The organism is Staphylococcus hyicus (assembly GCF_000816085.1).
Taxonomy (GTDB): Bacteria; Bacillota; Bacilli; order Staphylococcales; family Staphylococcaceae; genus Staphylococcus; species Staphylococcus hyicus.
Genome location: NZ_CP008747.1, coordinates 1,901,377 through 1,926,189, shown reverse-complemented (window position 1 = coordinate 1,926,189; position 24,813 = coordinate 1,901,377). Strand labels below are relative to the sequence as shown.

At 35.3% G+C, this 24,813-nt stretch carries 23 protein-coding genes and 1 riboswitch; of the genes, 17 read left to right on the top strand and 6 right to left on the bottom strand.

All coding sequences use genetic code 11. The features are described 5' to 3' along the window. Positions 1-121 precede the first annotated feature (121 nt). The 3 genes from yjbH to SHYC_RS09085 form a co-directional block, all read right to left on the bottom strand. The gene (gene yjbH, locus SHYC_RS09095) at positions 122-916 is read right to left on the bottom strand and encodes a protease adaptor protein YjbH (RefSeq protein WP_039646492.1); all 795 of its coding nucleotides are present in this window, start codon (positions 914-916) and stop codon (positions 122-124) included. Positions 917-930: 14 nt separating this feature from the next. Beyond that, positions 931-1,302 carry a truncated hemoglobin YjbI gene (locus SHYC_RS09090; RefSeq protein WP_039646490.1) on the bottom strand — a complete coding sequence of 124 codons (372 nt, stop codon included), beginning with the start codon at positions 1,300-1,302 and terminating at the stop codon, positions 931-933. Between the two features lie 84 nt (positions 1,303-1,386). Next, positions 1,387-1,983 (bottom strand): CYTH domain-containing protein, encoded by a 597-nt coding sequence (locus SHYC_RS09085; protein ID WP_039646488.1) that lies wholly within the window; start codon positions 1,981-1,983, stop codon positions 1,387-1,389. Between the two features lie 290 nt (positions 1,984-2,273). Between SHYC_RS09085 and SHYC_RS09080 the strand changes: the two genes are divergently transcribed. The 7 genes from SHYC_RS09080 to fabI all read left to right on the top strand — a co-directional run bounded on the left by SHYC_RS09080 (position 2,274) and on the right by fabI (position 9,113). Next, the gene (locus SHYC_RS09080) at positions 2,274-2,621 is read left to right on the top strand and encodes a UPF0738 family protein (protein WP_039646486.1); all 348 of its coding nucleotides are present in this window, start codon (positions 2,274-2,276) and stop codon (positions 2,619-2,621) included. Positions 2,622-2,637: 16 nt separating this feature from the next. Further along, positions 2,638-3,282 carry a GTP diphosphokinase gene (locus tag SHYC_RS09075; protein ID WP_039646484.1) on the top strand — a complete coding sequence of 215 codons (645 nt, stop codon included), beginning with the start codon at positions 2,638-2,640 and terminating at the stop codon, positions 3,280-3,282. Beyond that, a complete protein-coding gene (locus SHYC_RS09070) occupies positions 3,282-4,091 on the top strand; it encodes an NAD kinase (protein WP_039646482.1) in 810 nt (269 codons plus the stop codon). Before SHYC_RS09075 ends, SHYC_RS09070 begins: the two co-directional genes overlap by 1 nt. Then, entirely contained in the window at positions 4,088-4,942 is an 855-nt protein-coding gene (locus SHYC_RS09065) for an RluA family pseudouridine synthase (RefSeq protein WP_039646480.1), read from the top strand. Before SHYC_RS09070 ends, SHYC_RS09065 begins: the two co-directional genes overlap by 4 nt. Positions 4,943-4,969: 27 nt before the next feature. Further along, a complete protein-coding gene (mgtE, locus tag SHYC_RS09060; protein WP_039646478.1) occupies positions 4,970-6,355 on the top strand; it encodes a magnesium transporter in 1,386 nt (461 codons plus the stop codon). A 10-nt stretch (positions 6,356-6,365) separates the two neighbouring features. Further along, positions 6,366-8,201: a monovalent cation:proton antiporter family protein gene (locus SHYC_RS09055; RefSeq protein WP_039646476.1), complete on the top strand. Its 1,836-nt coding sequence runs from the start codon at positions 6,366-6,368 to the stop codon at positions 8,199-8,201. 141 nt (positions 8,202-8,342) lie between these two features. Then, positions 8,343-9,113, top strand: a complete 771-nt coding sequence (gene fabI, locus SHYC_RS09050) for an enoyl-ACP reductase FabI (protein WP_039646474.1) — start codon at positions 8,343-8,345, stop codon at positions 9,111-9,113. 65 nt (positions 9,114-9,178) lie between these two features. On the opposite strand, the gene cozEa is transcribed toward fabI, so the two are convergent. After that, positions 9,179-10,285 carry a lipoteichoic acid biosynthesis protein CozEa gene (gene cozEa / locus SHYC_RS09045; protein WP_039646471.1) on the bottom strand — a complete coding sequence of 369 codons (1,107 nt, stop codon included), beginning with the start codon at positions 10,283-10,285 and terminating at the stop codon, positions 9,179-9,181. A 192-nt stretch (positions 10,286-10,477) separates the two neighbouring features. On the opposite strand from cozEa, the gene SHYC_RS09040 reads away from it, so the two are divergent. The 4 genes from SHYC_RS09040 (at position 10,478) to SHYC_RS09025 (ending at position 13,959) form a co-directional block, all read left to right on the top strand. Further along, a complete protein-coding gene (locus tag SHYC_RS09040; RefSeq protein WP_039646469.1) occupies positions 10,478-12,073 on the top strand; it encodes an alanine/glycine:cation symporter family protein in 1,596 nt (531 codons plus the stop codon). Between the two features lie 127 nt (positions 12,074-12,200). Continuing rightward, positions 12,201-12,938 carry an esterase family protein gene (locus SHYC_RS09035; RefSeq protein ID WP_039647690.1) on the top strand — a complete coding sequence of 246 codons (738 nt, stop codon included), beginning with the start codon at positions 12,201-12,203 and terminating at the stop codon, positions 12,936-12,938. 50 nt (positions 12,939-12,988) lie between these two features. Further along, positions 12,989-13,498, top strand: coding sequence for a 2'-5' RNA ligase family protein (locus tag SHYC_RS09030; protein WP_039646468.1), 510 nt, complete (start codon positions 12,989-12,991; stop codon positions 13,496-13,498). Between the two features lie 158 nt (positions 13,499-13,656). Further along, on the top strand, positions 13,657-13,959 hold the full coding sequence (locus SHYC_RS09025) for a hypothetical protein (protein WP_039646466.1): 303 nt from the start codon (positions 13,657-13,659) through the stop codon (positions 13,957-13,959). Between the two features lie 20 nt (positions 13,960-13,979). Here the strand turns inward: SHYC_RS09025 and ltaA are convergent, their stop codons facing one another. Together ltaA and SHYC_RS09015 are read right to left on the bottom strand one after the other, a co-directional pair. Next, on the bottom strand, positions 13,980-15,167 hold the full coding sequence (gene ltaA, locus SHYC_RS09020; RefSeq protein WP_039646463.1) for a lipoteichoic acid biosynthesis MFS flippase LtaA: 1,188 nt from the start codon (positions 15,165-15,167) through the stop codon (positions 13,980-13,982). Beyond that, positions 15,145-16,320 (bottom strand): diglucosyl diacylglycerol synthase, encoded by a 1,176-nt coding sequence (locus tag SHYC_RS09015; RefSeq protein WP_039646460.1) that lies wholly within the window; start codon positions 16,318-16,320, stop codon positions 15,145-15,147. The genes ltaA and SHYC_RS09015 overlap by 23 nt, the downstream gene beginning before the upstream one ends. Positions 16,321-16,838: 518 nt before the next feature. On the opposite strand from SHYC_RS09015, the gene SHYC_RS09010 reads away from it, so the two are divergent. The 6 genes from SHYC_RS09010 to SHYC_RS08985 all read left to right on the top strand — a co-directional run bounded on the left by SHYC_RS09010 (position 16,839) and on the right by SHYC_RS08985 (position 24,675). Continuing rightward, on the top strand, positions 16,839-18,323 hold the full coding sequence (locus SHYC_RS09010) for a UDP-N-acetylmuramoyl-L-alanyl-D-glutamate--L-lysine ligase (RefSeq protein WP_039646459.1): 1,485 nt from the start codon (positions 16,839-16,841) through the stop codon (positions 18,321-18,323). Next, positions 18,313-18,552, top strand: coding sequence for a YueH family protein (locus SHYC_RS09005; RefSeq protein WP_039646457.1), 240 nt, complete (start codon positions 18,313-18,315; stop codon positions 18,550-18,552). The genes SHYC_RS09010 and SHYC_RS09005 overlap by 11 nt, the downstream gene beginning before the upstream one ends. A 13-nt stretch (positions 18,553-18,565) precedes the next feature. Next, positions 18,566-20,128 (top strand): peptide chain release factor 3, encoded by a 1,563-nt coding sequence (locus SHYC_RS09000; protein WP_039646454.1) that lies wholly within the window; start codon positions 18,566-18,568, stop codon positions 20,126-20,128. Positions 20,129-20,210: 82 nt separating this feature from the next. Further along, positions 20,211-20,314, top strand: a riboswitch (yybP-ykoY riboswitch). A gap of 101 nt (positions 20,315-20,415) precedes the next feature. After that, positions 20,416-21,222 carry a TerC family protein gene (locus SHYC_RS08995; RefSeq protein WP_111725047.1) on the top strand — a complete coding sequence of 269 codons (807 nt, stop codon included), beginning with the start codon at positions 20,416-20,418 and terminating at the stop codon, positions 21,220-21,222. 467 nt (positions 21,223-21,689) lie between these two features. Next, positions 21,690-23,300 carry a S1C family serine protease gene (locus SHYC_RS08990; RefSeq protein WP_039646450.1) on the top strand — a complete coding sequence of 537 codons (1,611 nt, stop codon included), beginning with the start codon at positions 21,690-21,692 and terminating at the stop codon, positions 23,298-23,300. A gap of 16 nt (positions 23,301-23,316) precedes the next feature. Beyond that, positions 23,317-24,675, top strand: coding sequence for a TrkH family potassium uptake protein (locus SHYC_RS08985; protein ID WP_039646448.1), 1,359 nt, complete (start codon positions 23,317-23,319; stop codon positions 24,673-24,675). Positions 24,676-24,813: the final 138 nt, after the last annotated feature.

Below are 24,813 nucleotides of genomic sequence, written 5' to 3'. Positions count from 1 at the left end.
GAAGTGAAAAATTTCTCCCATCCCCTTTGTTTAGCGCCGTGTCAGAACACGGCGTTTTTTTTATACTAAAAAAGCTGGAACATTATAATGTTCCAACTTCGTAATAAATATATGCTATTTCTCACATTTTAGACTTCCAAAATTCTCCACCAGGGTATTTTATTTTTTCAATCTTTTGTTGCAAGAGTAATTTTTTTAATTCTTTTTTTAATGTTTTCTCAGGCCACTCATAAATCGTTAATAGCTCTTCTTCTGTAACCAGTTGCTTTTGATGAATGTATGTTGTTAATTTTGGTGGAAGTTGCTTTTCAATTTGACATCCCATCATTTCATTAATGATATACGTATATATATGATATGGATATAATCCTTCAACTTTTAATCCTTCTTCTTGGATATCCTCATTGAAAAATACGAGGGAAGGTGCCATGTTAACTTCCATTTCGCGTGCGATATGCAAATCAACTTTTAAACTTTCACGTAAATTACCATGAATTAAATCTTCTTGAAATACATCATAGTCCAATCCAGCATTAACGATACATTTCGAAATCATATCTTCTGTGACAATATCTGGTTTCGGAATGATCTCATTCTGAATAAGATGCATGAAGCGGTGAGCACGGGCGCGCCCTTGTAATTCTGCCGCTTTAAATGCTAGCGCAATATTGTCGCGGTCAGATGTGCTCTGTGCTTGACATTTTGTCAACACACGTAATGAAGGGTTGAGGATATGACGAATGCGGATATATTGGCTGTATTCAATTTTTAATTTCGATAAAACGGCAGATAATTTAAAACTATCTTTGCTAAAAGGATCGAAAAAAGAATAAATTTCTATTTTGCTCACAGGAGAAAGATTTGTATTTGCTTCTTCTTGACAGCTATGAACAACAGCTCGTAATTCTTTCGTCATATTTTCACCTACAATTAATATTCTGTGTTAACCATATGTGACGCAGTTAACTTTAAACGCTCATACAAATAATCACCCACACCATGGGGTAATTGTGCATTTTCGATAGCGATATGCATATTTTCTAACCAAGCATTTTTCGCTGTTTCATCAATTTTAAAAGGTAAATGACGTTTTCGTAACATTGGGTGACCATGTTCATCGGTATATAAACTTGGTCCACCTAAAAATTGAGTGAGAAATTGCTTTTGTTTGCGGCTTGTTTCGTTAAAATCCCCTGGAAATAAATGATTTATTCGATCATCTTGTTCTACTAAAATATAAAAATGGTCAATCATCTTATAAAGTGCATCTTGACCAATCACTTCATACGGCGTTGGAGGCATGACATCACCTTAATCGTTAGTTTTGATATACATAAATAATAACATGAATTTTTACATATCAAAGTAAAAACACTTACCCAAAGCCTATTTGTGTTTGTGTTGTTTTAAAAATGCTTGATATTCAAAAAAGCGACGCACTTTATTTTTGGGTTCTTTATGCGTCAACTGAAATTGGTTAAGTAAAGTTTCGAATGCTTGTTTTCCTTTATGATAATCATTCACTTCGAATTCTAACTCGAAATCTTCTTTACCGAGATAGAGACTATGGTCTAATACCAGTAAACCGCCTTCAATCGGTTTTTCATAACGAATCGTTTTTAAATCACCTAATATTTGTAATTGATTGAATGAAACGTGTTTTTCTTGTAAAACATTATGAATTTCAACTGGTAAATGTTGCTCTTGAATGTGAAGTCCGTTTAAAGGTACGACGGTTGTGTCAAAATTATACTCATTTAAACCGATTGCTAAAGGTACTTTTAACGTCATTTCATTAGGATTATTGTTTTTCACTCTTATTCGCAACGCCATTTTTTGAGATTGAATTTGAAAATCGGGTGTATCAATATAATAATTCACTTGGGTTTTAGGTTCATCGTCGGAAAAATAAGTTGTTTTTATATTTTCATACTGTATTAAGTCTAATAATTGTTTGAATTCAATTTCTTGTTCGATTGCCATTCGTATTCACTCCTTAATCCATATTATGCCTAAGTTTGCGAGTGTTTAAAAGTATTTACAATTTGATAGATAGTCAATGAGACGTGTTAAGAATTATGGTAAACTGTATTATGATAAGGCAGTTTGCCTCATAATAAAACGAATGGTGAGAATCAATTGCTTTATTGATTCTATCGACAAGAATGACGGAATGGTTGTGAATGGCTATAGTTTGCAATACATATGTCATCACAAACTGAACAAAAGCAATATGAGTATTGGGTGACAATGCTCATATAGGAGGAGAACGTATGCGTATTTATGTTAATGAAATTAAAATTCAAGATAATCAAGTACTATGTTACACAGATAAGTCTACTGAAGGTTTGACTGAAGTCGGTCAAATGATTGTTGACAGTGATCATTTTTCTTTCGTTTATTTAATGGATAATGGATCCACGTTTTCATATCTCATATTTGTTCAGGAAACTTGGTCTATGCTTCATGAGCACAAAGATAAACAAATTATTATTAACGATACGATAAAATTAACACAATTTAGAGATGAATTAGAGTACTTATTAGATAATATCGAAGGAAACTCTAATTACGGTAATGATTTCGTATCGGCGGTTGAAGAGACTTTTGAATTAGTATGAAGCGGAGTGAGGTAAAATGAATCAATGGGAAATTTTTCTTTCGCCTTATCGTCAAGCGATTGACGAACTTAAAATAAAGTTAAAAGGGCTACGTAAAGCTTATCAAGTTACCGAACATAATTCGCCCATTGAATTCGTTACTGGGCGTGTAAAACCAATCACGAGTATTATTGATAAGGCGAATAAAAGGGGCATTCCATTTGACCGTTTGCGTGAAGAAATGTATGACATTGCTGGATTACGCATGATGTGTCAATTTGTGGATGATATTGATAAAGTTGTGGAACTTTTACGTCAACGTGAAGACTTTAGGGTCGTTGAAGAACGTGATTACATTAAAGATACAAAACAAAGTGGTTATCGTTCATACCATGTGATTATTGAATATCCGATTGAGACGCTCGAAGGTCAAAAAACAATTTTAGCTGAAATTCAAATCAGGACATTGGCGATGAATTTTTGGGCAACGATTGAACATACGTTGCGTTATAAATATGATGGGGATTATCCCCCGGAAATTCAGAAACGTTTAGAACGTGCGGCTGAAGCGGCTTTTCTACTTGATGAAGAAATGTCTGAAATTAAGGAAGAAATTAAAGAAGCTCAAAAGTTTTATTCCAAAAAACGTGCAGACAAGCATGAAAACCGTGGGGTGGAATAATGCGTTTTGTAATATTATCTAAAGGTGATGCAAAATCAGAAGCGTTAAAACATAAAATGATGAGCCATATGCGGGATTTTAAAATGATTGAAGATCAAGTTAATCCTGAAATAGTCATATCTGTAGGTGGAGATGGCACGCTATTGCAGGCTTTTCATCAATATAGTCATATGTTATCGAGATGTGCATTTGTAGGGATACATACAGGGCACCTTGGGTTTTATGCAGATTGGTTACCACATGAAGTGGAGAAACTCATTATAGAAATTAATAATTCTGAGTTTCAAGTCATTGAATATCCCTTACTTGAAATCATTGTACGTTATAACGATAAAGGTTATGAAACACGACACCTTGCGCTTAATGAAGCAACGATGAAAACAGAAAATGGCACAACACTTGTAGTCGATTTAGATATTCGAGGTCAACATTTTGAACGTTTTAGAGGTGACGGATTGTGTATTTCGACGCCTTCTGGATCGACGGCTTATAATAAAGCATTAGGAGGCGCATTGATTCATCCATCATTAGAGGCCATTCAAATTGCTGAAATTGCTTCTATCAACAACCGTGTATTTAGAACGGTAGGGTCTCCATTAGTTTTGCCAAAACATCATACGTGCCATATTAAGCCGGTTAATCACGACGCTATTTTAACGACCATTGATCATGTGAGTATTAAACACAAAAATGTGAATGCGATACAATACCGTGTTGCCAATGAAAAAATCCGTTTTGCACGTTTTAGGCCGTTTCCATTTTGGAAACGCGTGCATGATTCTTTTATATCAAGTGGCGATGACGTATGATCTATAGGTTTACGATTCGTGAGAATATGCAACTTAAAACATTTTTATATGAGCAACAGTTTTCTAAAAAGACGATTAGCGCCATTAAACAAAATGGCGCTTTACTTGTTAATCAGAAACCTGTAACTGTTAGGAAAATGCTTTCTGTCGGAGATAATGTTGAAGTTCAATTGCCTAAAGAAGTACCGAGCCCAAACTTAATCCCCTATGATATGCCGTTACATATACTTTTTGAAGATGAGTGGCTTTTAATTGTATCAAAGCCCGGGCATCAAAATAGTGCGCCGTCTCGTGAACATCCTCATTACAGTTTAGTGGAACAAGCACTTAGCCATATGCAACATCATCAAGAAAAAGGGATACCACATATTGTCACGCGTTTAGACCGTCATACGATGGGCATTGTGATATTTGCCAAATCTCGTCATTTACACCATTTAATGACACATACAGACATCGATAAATATTATGAATGTATATGTGAAGGCGAACTGACTCAATATGGAGAGATTGAAGCTCCGATTGCAAGAGCAAACGATAGCATCATATCACGTTGTATTTCAAATGATGGAAAATATGCGAAAACGTTGTATTGGCCAGTTAAAAACTTCAAGACTTATACATTATGCCGTGTTAAACTTGTAACGGGAAGAACACATCAAATTCGTGTGCATTTTCAATACCTAGGAGCCCCTATTGTGGGTGATGGGTTATACGGGAACCCGCATCCTATGCATGCCACACAATTACTAAAATGTGCAGAAATTAAATTTACACATCCAATTACAAAGGCGGTCGTACATATCAAAAATAATCATCCTGATTTTCACCAATTGTTGATGACTTTGTAAGAAACATGAGAGATGGAGGTGGCCAAAATGATGGATGAAAGAGAGCAATTAGTTTTAGACGATGAAGAAATGTATGATAAAGCGTTACTTGATGAATACATTTTAAAGAATGATATTGATGGGTTTCGACACGCATTTCTTGAACTCCACTCGTATGAACAAAGTGAATATTTCGAGGAAAGTGAAAGTGATATTCGTCAGAAAATGTACCAATTCCTTTCACCTGAAGAAGTCGCAGAATTTTTCGAGCATTTAGAAATAGATGAAGAAGCTTATGAAGATTTATTCGAGGAAATGAATGCTACGTATGCGAGTCAAATACTTGAGCATATGTCATACGATAATGCGGTAGATATTTTAAATCAACTCACAAAGCGTAAAATCGCGAGTTTATTATTACTCATGAATAAAGAAGATGCAGCTGAAATTAAGGCGTTATTACATTATGACGAAGATACTGCCGGTGGTATCATGACAACGGAGTTCATTTCATTAACCATTAATACGCCTGTACACGAAGCGATGATGCGTGTAAAAGACCAAGCACCGGACGCTGAGACCATCTACGTGATTTTTGTTGTTGATGAACAGAAAAAACTTGTAGGGGTTATTTCTTTAAGAGATTTAATCGTAGCAGAAAACGATGCATATATAGAAGATATTATGAGTGAGCGTGTCATTAGTGCAAATGTTGCGGATGACCAAGAAGATGTTGCACAAACGATGCGAGATTATGACTTTATTGCGATGCCTGTTGTGGATTATCAAAATCATTTGTTGGGTATCATTACAATTGATGATATCGTCGATGTTATGGATGAAGAAGCAAGTGAAGACTACTCACGTTTAGCCGGGGTTTCAGACATTGACTCTACAGATGATTCTATTGTTAAGACTGCTTTGAAGCGTTTACCATGGTTAATGATTTTAACGGTTCTTGGTATGATTACAGCTTCAATTTTAGGATCTTTTGAAGAAACATTAGAAAAGGTTGCGTTACTCGCTGCGTTTATTCCAATTATTAGTGGGATGTCGGGAAATTCAGGAACACAATCACTTGCCGTTGCAGTTCGTAACATTTCGACGGGAGAAATTGATGAAAAAAGTAAATTCAAACTTGCATTACGTGAGTCAGGAAGTGGTTTGTTAACAGGAATCTGTTGTGCCACGAGTTTATTTTTTATTATTTTACTCATTTATCGTGAACCCATTCTTGGATTAATTGTCGGTAGTAGTTTGACGATTGCGATGACAGTAGGGACAACGATAGGTTCAGTGATTCCACTTATTATGAATAAAATTGGTATTGACCCAGCTGTCGCTAGTGGGCCTTTTATCACAACGATTAACGATATTGTAAGTATGCTGATCTATTTCGGACTCGCAACTACATTTATGACCTATTTGATTTAAGGAGGGACCTATGGAATTTGTATCACTCGTTATAGTTATTATTGCTGCACTACTGACACCTATTCTAGTCAATCGACTTAGAATTTCCTTTTTACCTGTGGTTGTGGCAGAAATTTTAATGGGTATCATGATTGGTAATTCATTTTTACACTTGGTACATAGAGATGATGTTTTAAATATTCTTTCAACATTAGGATTTATCTTTTTAATGTTTTTAAGTGGTTTAGAAATTGATTTTAATGCATTTAAAAAAGAAAAAGGGAAACCTAAAAAAGAGCATACACAAGGACCAAGTCATTTATCACTCGCATTTTATGTATTTATATTTATTATGGCAATATCCATTGTACTCGCGTTTGGTTTTATGTGGATTGGTCTCATCAATGACGTATTGCTCATGATTATTATAATCTCGACGATTTCATTAGGGGTGGTCGTACCCACACTAAAAGAAATGAATATTATGAGTACAACGATTGGGCAATTTATATTACTGGTTGCCGTACTTGCTGATTTGGCAACGATGTTGCTACTTACTGTGTACGGAGCAATTCATGCCAAAGGTGGCGGCACGATTTGGTTAATTGGTATTTTAGTTGTTTTCACTATTGTCTTTTATGTCGTAGGTGGTTTATTCAAAAAAGCACCATTTTTAAATAAATTGATGGCTGGTACGACACAAATTGGTATTCGTGCAGTGTTTGCACTAATTATTTTATTAGTTGCACTTGCAGAAGGTGTGGGTGCAGAACATATTTTAGGCGCATTTTTAGCTGGGGTTGTTGTTTCTTTACTACAACCAGATAAAGAGTTGGTTGAGAAGTTAGATTCTTTTGGTTATGGGTTCTTTATACCGATATTCTTTATTATGGTAGGAGTGGACTTAAATATCCCATCCCTAATTAAAAATCCATCAATTCTTATAATCATACCAGTATTGATTTTGGCGTTTTTAATTTCCAAATTACTGCCAGTATTGATTATTAAAAAGTGGTTTGATATAAAAACGACAATCGCATCTGCATTTTTATTAACATCAACATTGTCGCTCGTTATTGCAGCAGCAAAAATTGCTGAGCGTTTAGGAACGATAAGTTCTGATACATCAGGTATATTAATTTTAAGTGCTGTTATTACGTGTGTCTTTGTACCAATTGTCTTTAAAAAAATGTTTCCATTACCCGATGAGATGCAGCGTTCTATAAAAGTAGCCATGATAGGGAAGAATCAATTATCGATCCCTATTGCCCAAAGCTTACAATCTCACCTATACAAAGTGACGCTTTATTATCGAAAAGATTTAACAGATCATCGTATTTTATCGGATGATATTACAATGATAGAAATCGCCGATTATGAATCAAAAATGTTAGAACGCTTAGGGTTATTTGAAAGTGATATCGTCGTTTGTTCCACCAATGATGATGCCATTAATAGAAAAGTAGCATTAATGGCTAAAGAGTTTGGGGTTGAACGGGTCATTTGTCGATTAGAAACGAATGATGAGGAACAAACTTTAAAATCACAAGGTATCGAAATTTTTAGTAACTTCCAAAGTAACCAAATTTTACTTAAAGGGATGATTGAAACACCGAACATGCTTAACTTATTAAGTAATGTTGAAACATCTATTTATGAAATTGGAATGTTTAATTATGCGTTTGACCAAACACAATTACGTAATTTTCCATTTGATGGTGATATCATCTTTGTGAGGATCATTCGAAATAATGAATCGATTGTACCGCATGGAGATACGAAACTACAATATGGTGATCGCCTTATCGTAACAGGGTCGAAAGAGTATGTCGATCAACTTAAAATCGAATTAGAGATGTTTAAATAAAAGAAGACAAGCAGAATGCTCAAAATCATAATGAGGATTTTGCTTGTTTTTCAATTTAAAGAGATTTGATTTTTAAAATTTAAGACCAGATGTTAAAATTAAAGTAATCTAGCAAATTTTATTTCAAAGGAGTAATTCATTGTGATGAATTTAGAAGGAAAAACATATGTAATAATGGGGATTGCCAATAAAAGAAGTATTGGTTTTGGCGTTGCGAAAGTGTTAGACGAATTAGGAGCAAATCTTGTATTTACATACCGTAAAGAACGTAGTTTTAATGAATTAGATAAGTTGATTGATCAATTAAATCAAAAAGAAAAGCATGTGTATCAAATTGATGTGCAAAGTGATGACGATGTTGAAAAAGGTTTTGAACAAATCGGCAAAGATGTGGGTAATATTGATGGTGTTTTCCATTCTATCGCTTTTGCGCGTGTTGAAGAATTACGTGGCCGTTATTCTGAAACATCTCGTGACGGTTTCTTATTGGCACAAGATATTAGTTCATATTCACTAACTATTGTTGCGCGTGAAGCACGTAAAATCATGAAAGATGGCGGTAGTATCGTGACATCTTCATACATCGGTGGTGAGTTCGCGGTACCAAACTACAATGTGATGGGGATTGCAAAAGCAAGTTTAGAAGCAAGTGTAAAATATTTAGCGGCTGATTTAGGTCAAGATAACATTCGTGTCAACTGCATTTCTGCTGGACCAATCAAAACATTAAGCTCACGTGGTGTAGGTAACTTTACAACAATTTTAAAAGAAATTGAGCAACGTGCACCGTTACAACGCAATGTCAACCAAGAAGAAGTGGGTAAAACAGCGGCTTATCTTTTAAGTGATTTTTCTAGTGGTGTCACAGGTGAAAATATTCATGTTGATGCTGGATATCATGCAATTCGTTAATGATAATTTAAAAAGGTTCTTAGACAATGTCTGAGAACCTTTTTATATTGGATATATGCTTGTGATTAAATTTTGGAGTTTGGCTTGTGAACCTCAACGTCACTACGTGCTTTTAACATAATTTGATGTCTATATTTAAAGATATTACGGACAATCGTTTTTAAGACTGCATATAATGGAACTGCAACTAAAATTAAGCCGAAGCCACCTAAGCTACCTGAAGCTAAAATGACGATAATAATCGTTAAAGGGTGAATGTTCAATGATTTACCCATAACATTTGGCGTGATGACATTACCTTCAAGTTGTTGTGCAACAAGTGTAACAACACATACCCATACAAATGTTGAAGGGCTTTGAATAAGTCCTAAGATACCCGCAGGTAAAAATGCCATCCACGGCCCTAAAAATGGAATCATATTGGTAATAATCGCAAACATTACAAGCAATACCGTATATTCTAGACCGATGAGGCTATAACCGATAAATAAAATAACACCTAAGATTAAACTGACCATTACTTGACCTTGAATGTAAGATTTTAATGTGTGATTTAAATCTGTTAATAGATTAACGACAAAGATTTTACGATCTCCATTAAAAATACGCGCAATGGCAGGAATAAAGCGTTCATGGTCTTTTAACATAAAAATTAAGAAAAATGGTACTAAGATCAGTAAAAATAAGGTAGAAATAATGCTCGAAATGATGTTGAATGAGTTGGATAAAATATCTGTTGTATATGAACCAACTTGAGAAATCAAACTATTGATTTTGTCGGTAACATTCGATGGTAAACGATCTCGTTGATCGAGAACAAAATTAATTAAACCTTGTGCTTCTCGTTGGATCATCGGGATGTTTTTAATTAAGTTTTGTACCTGGCTCGTAATGACAGGACCAACAATGCCAATAATAGCACCGATAATTGTCATTAATCCTAAAAGAATAATTGTAATACTTGCCCATCTAGGGACATGTCTTTTCTCAAGCATTTTTTGAAAAGGTAAACATATGTAAAATAAAAATCCGCCCATTAATAATGGTAATAATACAGATTGAACGATAATAATGAGTGGCATAAAAATATGATTGATTTCTAAAAAGAGCTTTATTAAAAGGAATAGTATTAACAAAGCAACACCAGTACGAAACCACACTTTATTTGTCATCGCTTGTACCTCCTTATAATTTTGTCACATTTCAGTATAGCCCAATTTAGGGGATGATGAAACAACTATTTGTGAATAAAATTACAAATACTAAATTTTGAATTGTGTTGCGCGGATTATATTTTACAGTTATAATTAGTGCATATTTATCTGAAAATTTTTAATCTTTTCAGAAAACATGGGGGTATGTGTATGGTTGAAGCAATTGTGGGGTGGTTGAATGAAATTGTTTGGAGTAAACCACTTGTTTATGGTCTCTTACTCACGGGAATCTTATTTAGTTTAATGACACGCTTTTTACAAGTAAGACACTTTAAAGAAATGATTCGGTTAATGTTTCAAGGGGAAAAATCTCCTACGGGGATTTCAAGTTTCCAAGCTATTGCCTTATCACTGGCAGGACGTGTAGGTACAGGTAATATCGTAGGGGTTTCAACAGCGATATTTATCGGTGGTCCAGGCGCTGTGTTTTGGATGTGGGCTACTGCATTTTTAGGTGCAGGAACAGCATTTATTGAATCTACACTCGGTCAAATTTTTAAAAAAGAAGAAGATGGTGAATATCGCGGTGGACCAGCATATTACATAGAACAGGGGATTAAGGGGAAATTTGGTAAAGCATACGGGTTGTTATTTGCGGTAGTTACTATCATTTCTGTAGGCTTATTACTGCCCGGGGTACAGTCTAATGCGATAGCAAGTTCTATGAACAATGCGTTTGGTATCCCAACATGGGTGATTGCGATTGCCCTTATTATTATTTTAGGGCTGATTATTTTTGGCGGTGTAAAATGGATTGCCAAAGTAGCGACAGCAGTTGTGCCATTTATGGCTATTATTTATATTTTAATGGCTCTCGTGATTATCGCCATTAATATCACAGAAGTACCTGCATTATTTGCGTTAATTTTTAAATCAGCTTTCGGTATGGAAGCAGCATTTGGTGGCATAATTGGTGCGATGATTGAAATAGGTGTAAAACGTGGTTTATATTCCAATGAAGCAGGTCAAGGTACAGGTCCACACGCAGCGGCGGCGGCTGAAGTTTCTCATCCAGCCAAACAAGGGCTGGTACAAGCATTTTCAGTGTATGTAGATACATTGTTTGTTTGTACAGCGACGGCATTAATCATTTTAATTTCTGGTACATACAATACTACAGATGGTACGACAACGGCAGATGGGCGTCCAGGATTAATTGAAAATGGTGGTATCTATGTTCAAAATGCTGACGGTACAAAAGATTATTCTGGAACGGCGATGTATGCCCAAGCAGGTATTGATAAAGCATTCCAAGGATCAAACTATCACTTTGATCCGACATTTTCTGGGTTAGGTTCATATTTTATTGCAATTGCACTTTTCTTTTTTGCATTTACGACAATTTTAGCATATTACTATATGGCGGAGACGAATGTCAGTTATATTACGAATAGAATTGCAAAAAAACAGAATAAATTATGGCGTAACGTCATTCGAGTCATACTTATAGCTGCGACTGCTTATGGTTCTGTTAAAACTGCAGATGTGGCATGGGCATTGGGTGATTTAGGTGTTGGGATGATGGCATGGTTAAACATTATTGCGATATGGATATTATGTAAGCCTGCCTTAAACGCGTTGAAAGACTTTGAGCAACATAAAAAGAAATATGGTACTGGTAAAACGGCTATTTATCGTCCAAATGCAGATGAATTACCTACAGCTAAATTCTGGTTAGAAGATTATCCACGTCTATTAAAAGAACAAAATTATAAACCGGACAATGATATTACAAAGTTTGAGTAAAGGCATTAAAGATTACAAGTAAATCGATAGATAGGCATGGCAAAAGTTTGGTTTAGCACTGTCTATTTAACAAGTAAAGCGTCTCTTGATACAATAGTAGTTAATTCGTATAGGGGGCGCTTTAATGATGTCTGATTTTAAACCTGGAAAAATATCAACTGTAAATGTACATAGTGTCATATTAGATAGGCAGGTCACATTGTCCGTTTATTTACCGGAAGATTATTCTGACCTTTATAAAAGTAAAGTTATTTTTTGTTTTGACGGACGGGATTTTTTAAGGTTCGGCCAATTACATCGTGTGTATGAGCGGTTAAGAAAAAATAACGATATAGAACGCGCAATCATCGTTGGTTTTCATTACGAAAGTGTTGAAAAACGGCGCATTGAATTCCACCCACAAGGTAAAAAAGCGGCCCAGACAGTTCAAGCCGTAGCCCGTGAGATTTTCCCTTGGATTGATGAGACGTTCCCTACGTATAAAGTAGGCAACGCACGTTTATTATTAGGTGACAGTTTGGCAGGGAGTATCGCTTTGTTAACAGCGTTATCTTACCCGCGTGTAATGAGTCAAGTGGGTCTTTTAAGCCCACACTATGATGAGACCGTTGCGGCATTAATAACGCGCTGTCAATTTTTGAATGCACTATCAATTTGGCATGTCATTGGTAAAGAGGAAACGGATTTTGAATTACCTACAAGCGGAAAACGTGCTGATTTTCTAACGCCCAATCGTGACATGTATGCGCGTCTTTCTGAAACAGATGTAACGTACTTTTATAAGGAACTGGATGGAGGACACAATTGGAAAACTTGGAAAAAGGAACTACCCGAATTGTTAAAATACTTTTTAAGTAACCAATGATATAAATTTTTGCTATAATAGATGCAAGGACAAACAAAGGAGGAATTTCAATGATTCTAGGATTAGCGTTAATTCCGTCACAAGCGTTTCAAGATGAGGTCAATGCATATCGTAAACGCTATGATAAACATTACACAAAAATTAAACCGCATGTTACAGTTAAAAGTCGTTTTGAAGTTGATGATCATGCTTTAGATTCAATTAAACAAGATATTCAAAAACGTATTGAAGGTGTTCAGCCAGTTACTGTTCACGCGACTAAAGCGTCGAATTTTGCTCCAACTTCAAATGTTATTTATTTTAAAGTTGAAAAAACAAATGAGTTACAAGATTTATTTGATCGATTTGACGGTGATGATTTTTATGGTGAAGCGGAACATCCATTTGTGCCTCATTTTACAATTGCACAAGGCTTAACGAGTCAAGAGTTTGAAGATATATATGGCCAAGTACGTTTAGCTGGTATTGATCACAAAGAAGTCATTGATAAATTATCTCTTATGAAATTTAATAATGATGATGATAAGTGGGAAGAAATAGAAACATATAACTTTGCGTAATCGTTTATGATTAATTAGAAATTCGGATGGGATACACATTTTTTGCTTTTAATGAAGCAGGAAATGTGTATTTTTTTGTGGCAAATACATACTTTTTAGTACATTTATGTGTATAATGAAATTAAGTATTGCAAAATAAAATTGAGGGGGGTATGCTTATGACACAATGTCCTAAATGTCAATCAGAACGTATAGGGGAAACGAGAAGCGGTTGCTTGCTTTTACTTGTCATCTTTACAACAATCTTTTTTGGTATTCAATGCATTGTTTATGTGAGTTCAGGTGCGCTTACTAAAAATCTAATAGGGAGCCTAGTTGTACTCACCGTTTACGCAGCGATTTTATTTATTGTTTGGTGGATTTATAAGAAAAAGGGAGAACGCTATTATTGTGTAGATTGTCAAAGTGAATTCAAACCGGAAAATCTTGAGAACATCCAAAAAGGACACGAAAAAACATAATGTTTCGTGTCCTTTTTGGATTAAGATGCGCGATGTCGTTTTAAAAAATAAGTACCATAGAAGAAAGCTAAAAAATATATGAGTAGTGCAGCAAAGTAAAATGTGTATACAGGACTTCCTGTAAATTGTGAAATAGGGCCACCAAGTAAGGGACCGATCATCGCCCCGAATCCTTGAATGCTATTGATTACACCCCAAGTTTCTTCTTGTTCATTTGGATGGATAAAACTTGCCATAAAAGTATTCCAAGCAGGAAGTAGTAGGCCGTACAGCAGTCCTATAAAAAAGGCAATAATCCACACAATCATAATTTGGTGTATGAATGCGAATGAAAGAATCGCACTTGCATATATTAAAAAGCCAAAGAAAATCACACCATACATAAATGTATTTGAATAATGGTCAATGATTTTTGATAGGAATAACATTGATATCGTACATCCAATACCACCAATCACAATTGCAAAAGTGTATTCTACAGTAGAGACACCGATTATATTAATGGCATAAATTGGAAGTACAAGTATCAAGGCGCTAATTGCAATACCTTGGATTAAAATACCAGGGAATAATATCAAATGCCTTTTAGAGACGCTTACAATCTGTCTAATTTGTTGTTTTACATTTTTAGGGTGATATGCAGTTAGTGTCACTTTTACAAACATATACAACATAAACGCGATAGCAACACATAACGTCATAATAAAGTTAAAATGCGTCGGATGGGCTTTGAAGATTAAATTCATCGCAATCATACCGGATAACAAGCCTGCAAGCCATGCAAAATAAACATAACCCATTTGTTTGCCACGTGTGGTTTCTTGAACATTTGCGAGCATAATCACCCAAATCGGACATACTGCGATACCTAACATTAACGCACTAAGGATGAGAACGAATGGCGACGTTGGAAGCCAAATGACAAGGAAAAGACTCGCTAGCGCAAGAAGAAATCCTACTGTTAAAACAATTTTTGTTCCTAAACGTTTTAACACAAAACCAACTATGAAATTAGAAATTGAATCTGCGATAAAATGGATGGAAACTGCGATCGAAGTGATACCTACTGCAATGCTTGTCGCCGTAGGCAATAAAGGTAAATAGCTTAAAACATACATACCACGCGCAAATTCCATCAAAAAGAGGATAACTAGTAATAAATAAAAATTCTTCATATAGTTATCGTTATTTGACGAGTAATTTTGCATATAAAGGAACCTTTCCGTATACTTTTTCGTATTCAGTAGCATCGTATAATAAATCCAATAAATCTTCACACAAGCGTTGTGTAGCGTTTTTTGTTCTTAGAGATGCCATTGTTTCGACCATCGTGTTCAGTTGGTCTGGATGATGGGTTAATTGCGTCACAAAGTCGATGGCTTCATCAGGTGTATATGCGATTCGACCAAAACCTTTTTCCTCGAAATAATAGGCATTTTCTAATTCTTGACCAGGTGCAGGATTTAAGAAAATCATTGGCACTTGTCTTGTGAGTGCTTCAGAAATCGTAATCCCCCCAGGTTTGGTAATCATCATTTGACTGCAAGCCATCCACTCATTCATATGTTTTGTGAACCCTAAAATACACACTTTAGGGTTATCTTTAAATGTAGATGATAATTGACGTTTTAACTCTTTGCTTTTACCGCAGACCATCACCACTTGTGCATTCGGACTTTCGTCTAAAATGCGTTGAATCATTTGATCGAAGCCTTTAGAGACGCCAAAGGCACCAGCGGACATTAATATTGTTTGGGCATTCGGATCTAATTGGTGTTGTAAAAGCCAGTCCGTAGTATCAATCATAGATTCAAATTTTTCGGAAATAGGAATGCCGGTGACTTTTATTGTATCTGTGGGGATACCAATCTTTTCAAATTCAGCTTTTAAATCATCAGTTGCTAAATAATATCGTGCAGAATTTGGCGTAATCCAGTTTTTATGCATACGATAATCAGTCATTACTGTTGCAATTGGAATATTCATATTAAATTGCTCTGTTAGAACGGACATAACCGGCGTTGGGAATGTTAATAATATTAAATCTGGCTTTTCCTTTAAAAGGAGATTCAATAATTTATTAAGTCCGTAGTATTTGTAAAAACATTTATCTAAGTCATCAGGTCGACTGTAATAAAATGCTTTATACATGCGTCGAAAGTATTTAAAACTATTGATGTACCATTTTTTAGTTAAAGTTGTAAGTATAGGATGCGCCTCTAAGAATAAATCATGTGAAATCACAGATAGGTTATCTAGTTTGAGGTTGTTCAGTTGTTCCACAATGCTGTTTGTGACTTGGATATGTCCGTTACCAAATGACCCAGTAATGATTAATAATTTTTTCTTTTGTGTCACCATGATTGGCCACCCTTCATTTAAAGTTTTCTGTGGAAATAGAATAATGCAACAGAAATGTTCATAATTACCTTTGGATACACTTTTAGTGTAACTTATATGTGTGAGTTTGTGAAAAGGTTATTTTAATCCTAACAAAATTATTACAATTTTAATCTATAGTAATAGATGTTAAAATTTTTTATGAGTTTAATGCCTACATAAGAAAATAAGTTATTTGAGTCATCATAATAGGTGAAATGTAGGACGTATGACACATGTATGTATGTCTTAAAACTATTTATACGTAAACAAATCCATTATTATATCTTAATATATACATAACATAGAAACAACAAAAAAGTGAATACATCTAAAGAGTGAGGTTGACTTGTAGCTTTAGGAGATGGATTTTTAAAAATATCAATGCTTGATTCGTGTATGAAAATTGCTCGTTTCAATCGTAAAATTATAGTCGTTCATATATGATTTTAACGAGAAAAGTGTATAATGAGTGAGTGTAATAAAAAGGAGAGATGTTTGTGAATGCGCAACGATTATTTGATAAAATTTTAATCAAAAAAGTAATAGGAACATTAGATCGTGAAGTCGTAGATATAACGACAGACTCAAGGACTGCAAAAGTGGGTAGCATTTTTGTTGCTTCAGAAGGTTATACAGTAGACAGTCATCAATTTGCGCAACAAGTTGTGGATGCAGGATGTCGTCTTATCGTCGTTAACCGAACATTAACACTTGAAGGCGACGTTACTCAAATTATAGTTCCTGATACATTAAGAGTTGCCAGTCATCTTGCGCATCAACTTTATCATTACCCAAGCAATGAGATAACAACAATTGGTGTTACTGGCACAAATGGTAAAACCTCCATCGCAACGATGATTCACCACATTTACCGTAAATTGGGTAAAGGGAGTGCCTACTTAGGAACAAATGGCTTCCAAATTAATGAAAAAATAACAAAAGGTGCGAATACGACGCCTGAAACCGTCTCTTTAACAAAGCGTCTGAATGAGGCTGTAGAAGCAGGTGCAGAGGCGATGACTTTAGAAGTATCTTCCCACGGCTTATTGTTAGGACGATTAAGTGGGGTGACTTTTGATGTTGCTATTTTTTCTAATTTAACTCAGGATCATTTGGATTTTCATGGCACTATGGAAGCGTATGGCCATGCAAAATCGTTGCTATTCAGTCAATTAGGACAAGACTTATCACAAGATAAATATGCTATCGTGAATGCGGATGATGCATTTTCTAACTATCTGAAAGAAGTGACGCCGTATGAAACACTTACATACGGAATTGAAGCGCAAGCACAATTCATGGCGACGAATATTCATGAAACACTACAAGGGGTTACATTCGACTTTGTAACGCCATTTGGCACATATTCCGTGAGATCTCCATATGTAGGCCGTTTTAATATCGCGAACTTAATGGCAGCTATGTTAGGTGTTTGGGTAAAAGGCACTGATTTAGAAACTATTACACGCCTTGTGGCTGATTTAGAACCTGTGGAAGGGCGTTTAGAGGTACTTGACCCTGAATTACCTATTGATTTAATAATCGATTACGCACACACAGCGGACGGATTGACGAAGTTGATTGATGCAGTGGAGCCATTCGTTAAACAAAAGCTCATCTTTCTAGTGGGCATGGCAGGGGAGCGAGATTTAACGAAAACACCTGAAATGGGACGCGTGGCATCACGTGCAGATTATGTCATATTTACACCTGATAACCCTGCTAACGATGATCCTAAAATGCTCACAGCTGAACTGGCTAAAGGTGCGACACATCAAAACTATGTTGAATTTACAGATCGTGCAGAAGGAATTAGACACGCGATTGAAATGGCTGAACCAGGAGATACCGTTGTTTTAGCTTCCAAAGGACGTGAACCGTATCAAATTATGCCAGGACATGTAAAAGTACCCCATCGAGATGATTTAATTGGTTTAGAAGCAGCATACAAAAAATTCGGAGGTGGTCCTGTTGAAAATTAGGGAATCACATAGTGACCATTATTCTGCAAAGGTCTTTATTTACCAAAACAAAAAAGAAGACTATTATGTTGTGTCAATTCCAGATTTAAACTGGTCAATTTTAATAGATGAAGCGTTATATGGCGAAAGTTTAACTGAACATTTGTTTGTCCACTTATTCAATGTCATTGATGAGGATGAAGCGAATACCCTTGCTTTACGTATAACGCATTGGTTACAAGAAGTATAAAAGGAGAACAATAATGAGTATTAAAGATGAAATCCAATCCCGTAAAACGTTTGCGATTATTTCGCACCCGGATGCGGGGAAAACGACTTTAACTGAAAAATTATTATATTTTAGCGGTGCTATTCGTGAAGCAGGGACTGTCAAAGGAAAGAAGACAGGAAAATTTGCGACAAGTGACTGGATGAAAGTGGAACAAGAACGTGGTATTTCTGTCACAAGTTCAGTCATGCAATTTGATTATGATCACTACAAAATTAACATTTTGGACACACCTGGTCATGAAGACTTTTCAGAGGATACGTATCGCACGTTAATGGCGGTTGATAGTGCTGTCATGGTGATTGACTGTGCGAAAGGTATAGAGCCACAAACGCTTAAATTGTTTAAGGTGTGTAAAATGCGTGGTATTCCCATTTTTACATTTATTAATAAATTAGACCGCGTAGGTAAAGATCCGTTTGATTTATTAGATGAAATTGAAACCACACTTGGAATTGAAACATATCCGATGAATTGGCCTATTGGAATGGGTCAAAACTTCTTTGGTATTATTGATCGTAAAGAACGTACGATTGAGCCTTTCAGAGATGAAGAAAATATACTCCATATTAATGAAGCTTATGAACTTGAAGAGTCGCACGATATTGCCCAAGACAGTGTGTTCCAACAAGCTATTGAAGAATTGATGTTGGTGGACGAAGCAGGAGAAGCGTTTGATACAGAAGCTTTAAAACAAGGTGATTTGACACCCGTCTTTTTTGGTTCAGCACTAGCGAATTTTGGTGTACAAAATTTCTTGAACGCGTATGTCGACCATGCGCCAATGCCTCATGCACGTCAAACAGAAGAAGATATTGATGTTAGTCCTTTCGATGATCAATTTTCAGGCTTTATTTTTAAAATACAAGCGAATATGGATCCACGCCATCGTGACCGTATCGCATTTATGCGTGTTGTAAGTGGTGCATTTGAACGTGGTATGGATGTCAAATTACAACGTACGAACAAAAAACAAAAAATCACGCGTTCAACGACGTTTATGGCGGATGATAAAGAAACCGTGAATCATGCTGTTGCCGGTGATATTATCGGCTTATACGATACGGGCAACTACCAAATTGGTGATACGTTAGTAGGCGGAAATCAAAAATTTAATTTTAAAGCTTTACCACAATTCACGCCTGAAATTTTTATGAAAGTTTCAGCGAAAAATGTCATGAAACAAAAGCACTTTCATAAAGGTATTGAGCAACTGGTTCAAGAGGGTGCAATTCAGTACTACAAATCACCACATACGAATCAAGTTATTTTAGGTGCCGTTGGTCAATTACAATTTGAAGTGTTCGAACATCGTATGAAAAATGAATACAATGTAGATGTCGTAATGGAACCTGTAGGTAAAAAGATCGCACGTTGGATTCGTAATGAAGATGATATTCAAGAAAAAATGAATACAAGTCGTTCAATACTTGTTAATGATCGATATGACAATAAAGTGTTTTTATTTGAAAATGAATTTGCTACGCGCTGGTTTGAAGACAAGTTTCCTGAGATAGAATTGTATAGCTTGTTGTAATAGCTTCATCAAATATAAATAAATGGTTGTTTTTTTCTCTGTGAATTGGGTATAATAATTACATCATAATTAAATACCTATGACAGCTTTGTCAGAGGGGAGTAACTTGTTTAACGTTTATCGTTAAAAACGTTTTGTCGTCATTACGAAGAATTATCTTCCGGTAAAACGGGCAATATTTTTGCTGAGTGAGACCTTTGCTATGTATTTAGCATGGGTCTCTTTAATTATGCAAAAAGGAATGAACGTCGACTTTAAATCGACATCATTTTATATAATGAGGAGGAATTATTTTGGATCCAACGTTATTGTTAACCTATGGCTGGGTTGTTTTAGTACTGGTCTTTTTAGAAGGTTTACTTGCAGCGGATAATGCTGTTGTAATGGCTGTTATGGTTAAACATTTACCACCAAAACAACGTAAAAAAGCATTGTTTTACGGTTTATTAGGAGCATTTGTATTTCGTTTTATCGCTTTATTCTTAATTAGTATTTTAGTGAATTTTTGGTGGATACAAGCAGCAGGTGCGATTTATTTAATTTACATGTCAATTAAAAATCTATATACGTTCTTTAAAAGTAAACATCAAGATACACCTACATCAGATAATGATGACCATCATTATGATGAATCTGGTGTCGAAAAAGAAGTGAGCACAAAAGAATTTTGGGGCACAGTTGCGAAAGTTGAATTTGCAGATATCGCCTTTGCAATTGATTCTATGCTTGCGGCATTAGCGATTGCTGTTACGTTGCCAAAAATAGGTATTCATTTTGGTGGCATGGATGCGGGGCAATTTGGTGTCATGTTCCTTGGTGGTTTAATTGGTGTTATTTTAATGCGTTATGCGGCAACAGTTTTTGTAGAGTTGCTTAATAAATACCCGGGTTTAGAAGGCGCAGCATTTGCGATCGTAGGCTGGGTTGGTATTAAACTTGTTGTGCTTGTATTGGCGCACAAAGATATCGCAATGATTCCACATGATTTTCCACACTCAACACTATGGCAAATCATATTCTGGACGGTTATGATTGGTCTTGTTGTAGTAGGATGGCTTACATCAGTAGCTCATAATAAAAAACAAACTAAATAAATTAATTAAAGCGTGGTTGGGACATAACCGCGCCTTTAATCAAAATAGCCAATAAAACTCATTTTGAACATCAGCCCTTAAAGTTTCCACTTTTTAAGTGTCTACTTTAAATGGAGCATATCAATATGAACTTTGTTGGCTATTATATTTATCTTTAAAAATAGCGAGTCACTATTGTTTAAAGATATGAGGTGAAAAAAACATTTGTTTGATAGCTTAGCTAATGACGTAAATCCGCTCTCAAAATATGTTAGGAAAAGATATTCAAAAAAACGAGCATAACAACCAAACTATAAAATGATGCATGAAGGCCACTTTATTTAAGTGACTATATGTCGACTTTTAATAAGTCATCATCGTGTATACATCATAAATTTTTAACAATTATAGATAGATTATTAAAGAAATTTGAAGACCAATATGTCATAATAATACATAAGCACACGATATTGAGGAGGACGTGAACATTGGATCAGGATAAAAAACATGTCATTCCACGACACAAATATAAACGTAAAAGACGTGAATTTTTTCATAATGATGAACGTGAAGCACGCATCAAAGCAGAACAAGAAGCGACACGTTTAAAAAAAGAACGCGAAAAGGCACAAGTGAAAAATAATGAAGAACGTGTAAAAGATAATTTAAGAAAAGCGCGTATCGAAAAAATCACACATGAAGATAAAGTGAATACTGGACAACTTCATGAAGATGATGCATCTAATGAACAAGCGTCTACACGTCAGAATGACGCGTTACAAACGAACTTATATAAGCAACAAGCTCAAGAAATCAAAAAACATACGCCAACAGAACATAAGACACAAACGCATACATCACAAACGTCTTCTACTCACGAAAACAATGCAGTACGTGATGAGCAAGATAAACATCGTTACACTGCTAAAAAAGATTGGACTGAAAAAATCACGCAGTTCATTACGAAAGAATGGGCAAAAATTTTGATAGTCTTAGCTGCAATACTCATTTTAGTCCTTTTGTTTGCGATTTTTAATAATGTCAACCGAAGTGATGATAATGTACGTACAACACTTGAACACCAACAAAAAGATCAAGGCACGCACAAATCTATCACGAAAACTATGGAACATGCCAATGCGGCTTTAAACTCAGTGGTGGCTGTTGAAAGTGTAGCGCATGCAACACCAGAAAACGTTCAAGATGTAAAAAATCAGTCCCAACAAGAAAATGAAACTGGATCAGGTGTCGTCTACAAAAAAGTAGACGACTCTCTTTATATCTTAACGAATGCGCATGTAATTGGAACAAGTAAAAACCAAACACTCACGTACTTAACGGATAAAAAAGTTACAGCTACTGTTGTGGGGACGGATAAATGGTCAGATGTTGCAGTATTAAAAGTGCCTGCGGAGAAAGCACAACAGTTGAAACCGATACATACTGGGAATTCAGATCAATTAGTGCTTGGTGAACCGATTATCGTAATGGGAAATCCTTTAGGACTAGATTTTTATAATTCAGTTGGAGAAGGAATCGTTTCAGGATTAAAACGAAATGTTCCAGTAGATATTGATAAAGACAACCAATATGACATGTTACTGCGTGCTTTTCAAGTAGATGCACCAATCAATCCAGGAGATTCTGGTGGGGCGATTATAGATCAAAATGGTGATTTAGTTGGTATTGCATCGTTAAAAATTACAATGCCAAACGTAGAAGGCATGGCATTCGGTATTCCTATCAATGATGCGCTTCATGTCGCAAAACAGTTGGAAAAAGAGGGGGGCATTACATATCCGAATACAAAAATTGGTATGCAAAATGTTGTAGAATTATCTCCAAATGAACGTACCGCTTTTAAGCTTCCACAAGATGTGAAACAAGGTGTGGTTGTAAAACAAATTGAAAATAATAGTCCTGCGAAAGATTCAGGATTACAAAAAGATGATATAATAATAGAATTAGATGGTCAGCCTATTAAAGATACATTATCTTACAGACAACAACTCTTTAGACATACAGATAACGCTAAACCTTTAAAATTAAAGGTAATGCGTCAAGGTCGAACAGTGAACATTGCGTTCAAATTGAAATAATGTGGAGTGAACAATCGTGTCGATAGTGAACCAACTTTTTAGAAAAGCAAGCCCGCAACAAGGGATTGTATTGTATTATCTAGTCGCGATTATTGTCGCATTCTTATTGTTAAATATTCCGGGTGTACATAAACCAGGTGTTAAAGTGGCGCCAATTGACACACTCTTTGTAGCTGTTTCAGGTGTGAGTGTAACTGGATTAACCCCTGTGAATATTTCTGAAACATATTCAACATTTGGTTACATTATTATATTACTCATTTTAAATATTGGTGGCATTGGTGTGATGGCTATCGGTACGTTATTGTGGGTCGTTTTAGGTAAACATATCGGTATTCGTGAGCGCCAATTAATTATGTTAGATAACAATAAAGAATCGATGAGTGGGACAGTTAAATTAATTATTGATATCGTTCGTGCAATGTTGCTTATTGAAGCAGTGGGGGCAATTTTGCTTTCATTTTATTTTTACCGAGATATTCATGATATCAAAGAAGCTATTATACAAGGCATATTTGTTTCTGTATCAGCAACCACTAATGGCGGATTGGATATCACGGGTGAGTCCCTAATTCCATATGCGACAGATTATTTTGTACAAACTATTATAATCTTTTTAATTATACTTGGATCAATTGGGTTTCCGGTATTATTGGAGATGAAAGCATATATTACAAACCGTATACCTAACTTTCGTTTTACGCTGTTTACTAAAATAACAACTGTAACTTATTTGGCGATTTTAATTGTAGGTATGATAGGGATTTTGTTAATTGAAAGTCATGGTGTGTTAAAAGGGCATTCGTGGCACGAATCTTTTTTCTATGCACTTTTCCAATCATCTACGACACGCAGTGCAGGGTTACAAACGATAGACGTTTCGCAATTTTCCGATGCGACAAATTTATTTATGGGGGGACTGATGTTCATTGGCTCTTCTCCAAGTTCTGTAGGCGGAGGTATCCGTACGACGACATTTGCAATTCTAATTTTATTTTTAATTAACTATAAACCAAATGCTGAAAAATCAGGTGTTAAAGCGTTTAATAGAGAAATCCATACCCAAGACATACAGCGTTCTTTCGCTGTTTTTGCAATTGCCATTTTTTTAACATTTTTAGGTATGTTTATTATGCTACTTGCAGAAGGGCGTCAATTTAATATCATTCACATTTATTTTGAAATCATGTCAGCTTTCGGAACGTGCGGGTTATCAACAGGTATAACCGGAGATTTAAGTGGCGTTTCAAAAGTAGTATTAATGTGTTTAATGTTTATCGGACGTGTAGGGTTAATTTCATTTATTATTATGTTTAGTGGTAATCGTGAACCAGCTAAATTCCACTTTCCTAAAGAGCGTGTACAAATTGGATAACTTAAGTAAATTGGAAATGGTATGAAACAGTTGATTTCATAACCATTTCTTTTTTATGATTCATAGCGATTTTTCAATTGTGAATAATGAAACGAACAAAAGGTAAATGATTGCACATTTTATATTATGATAAAATAG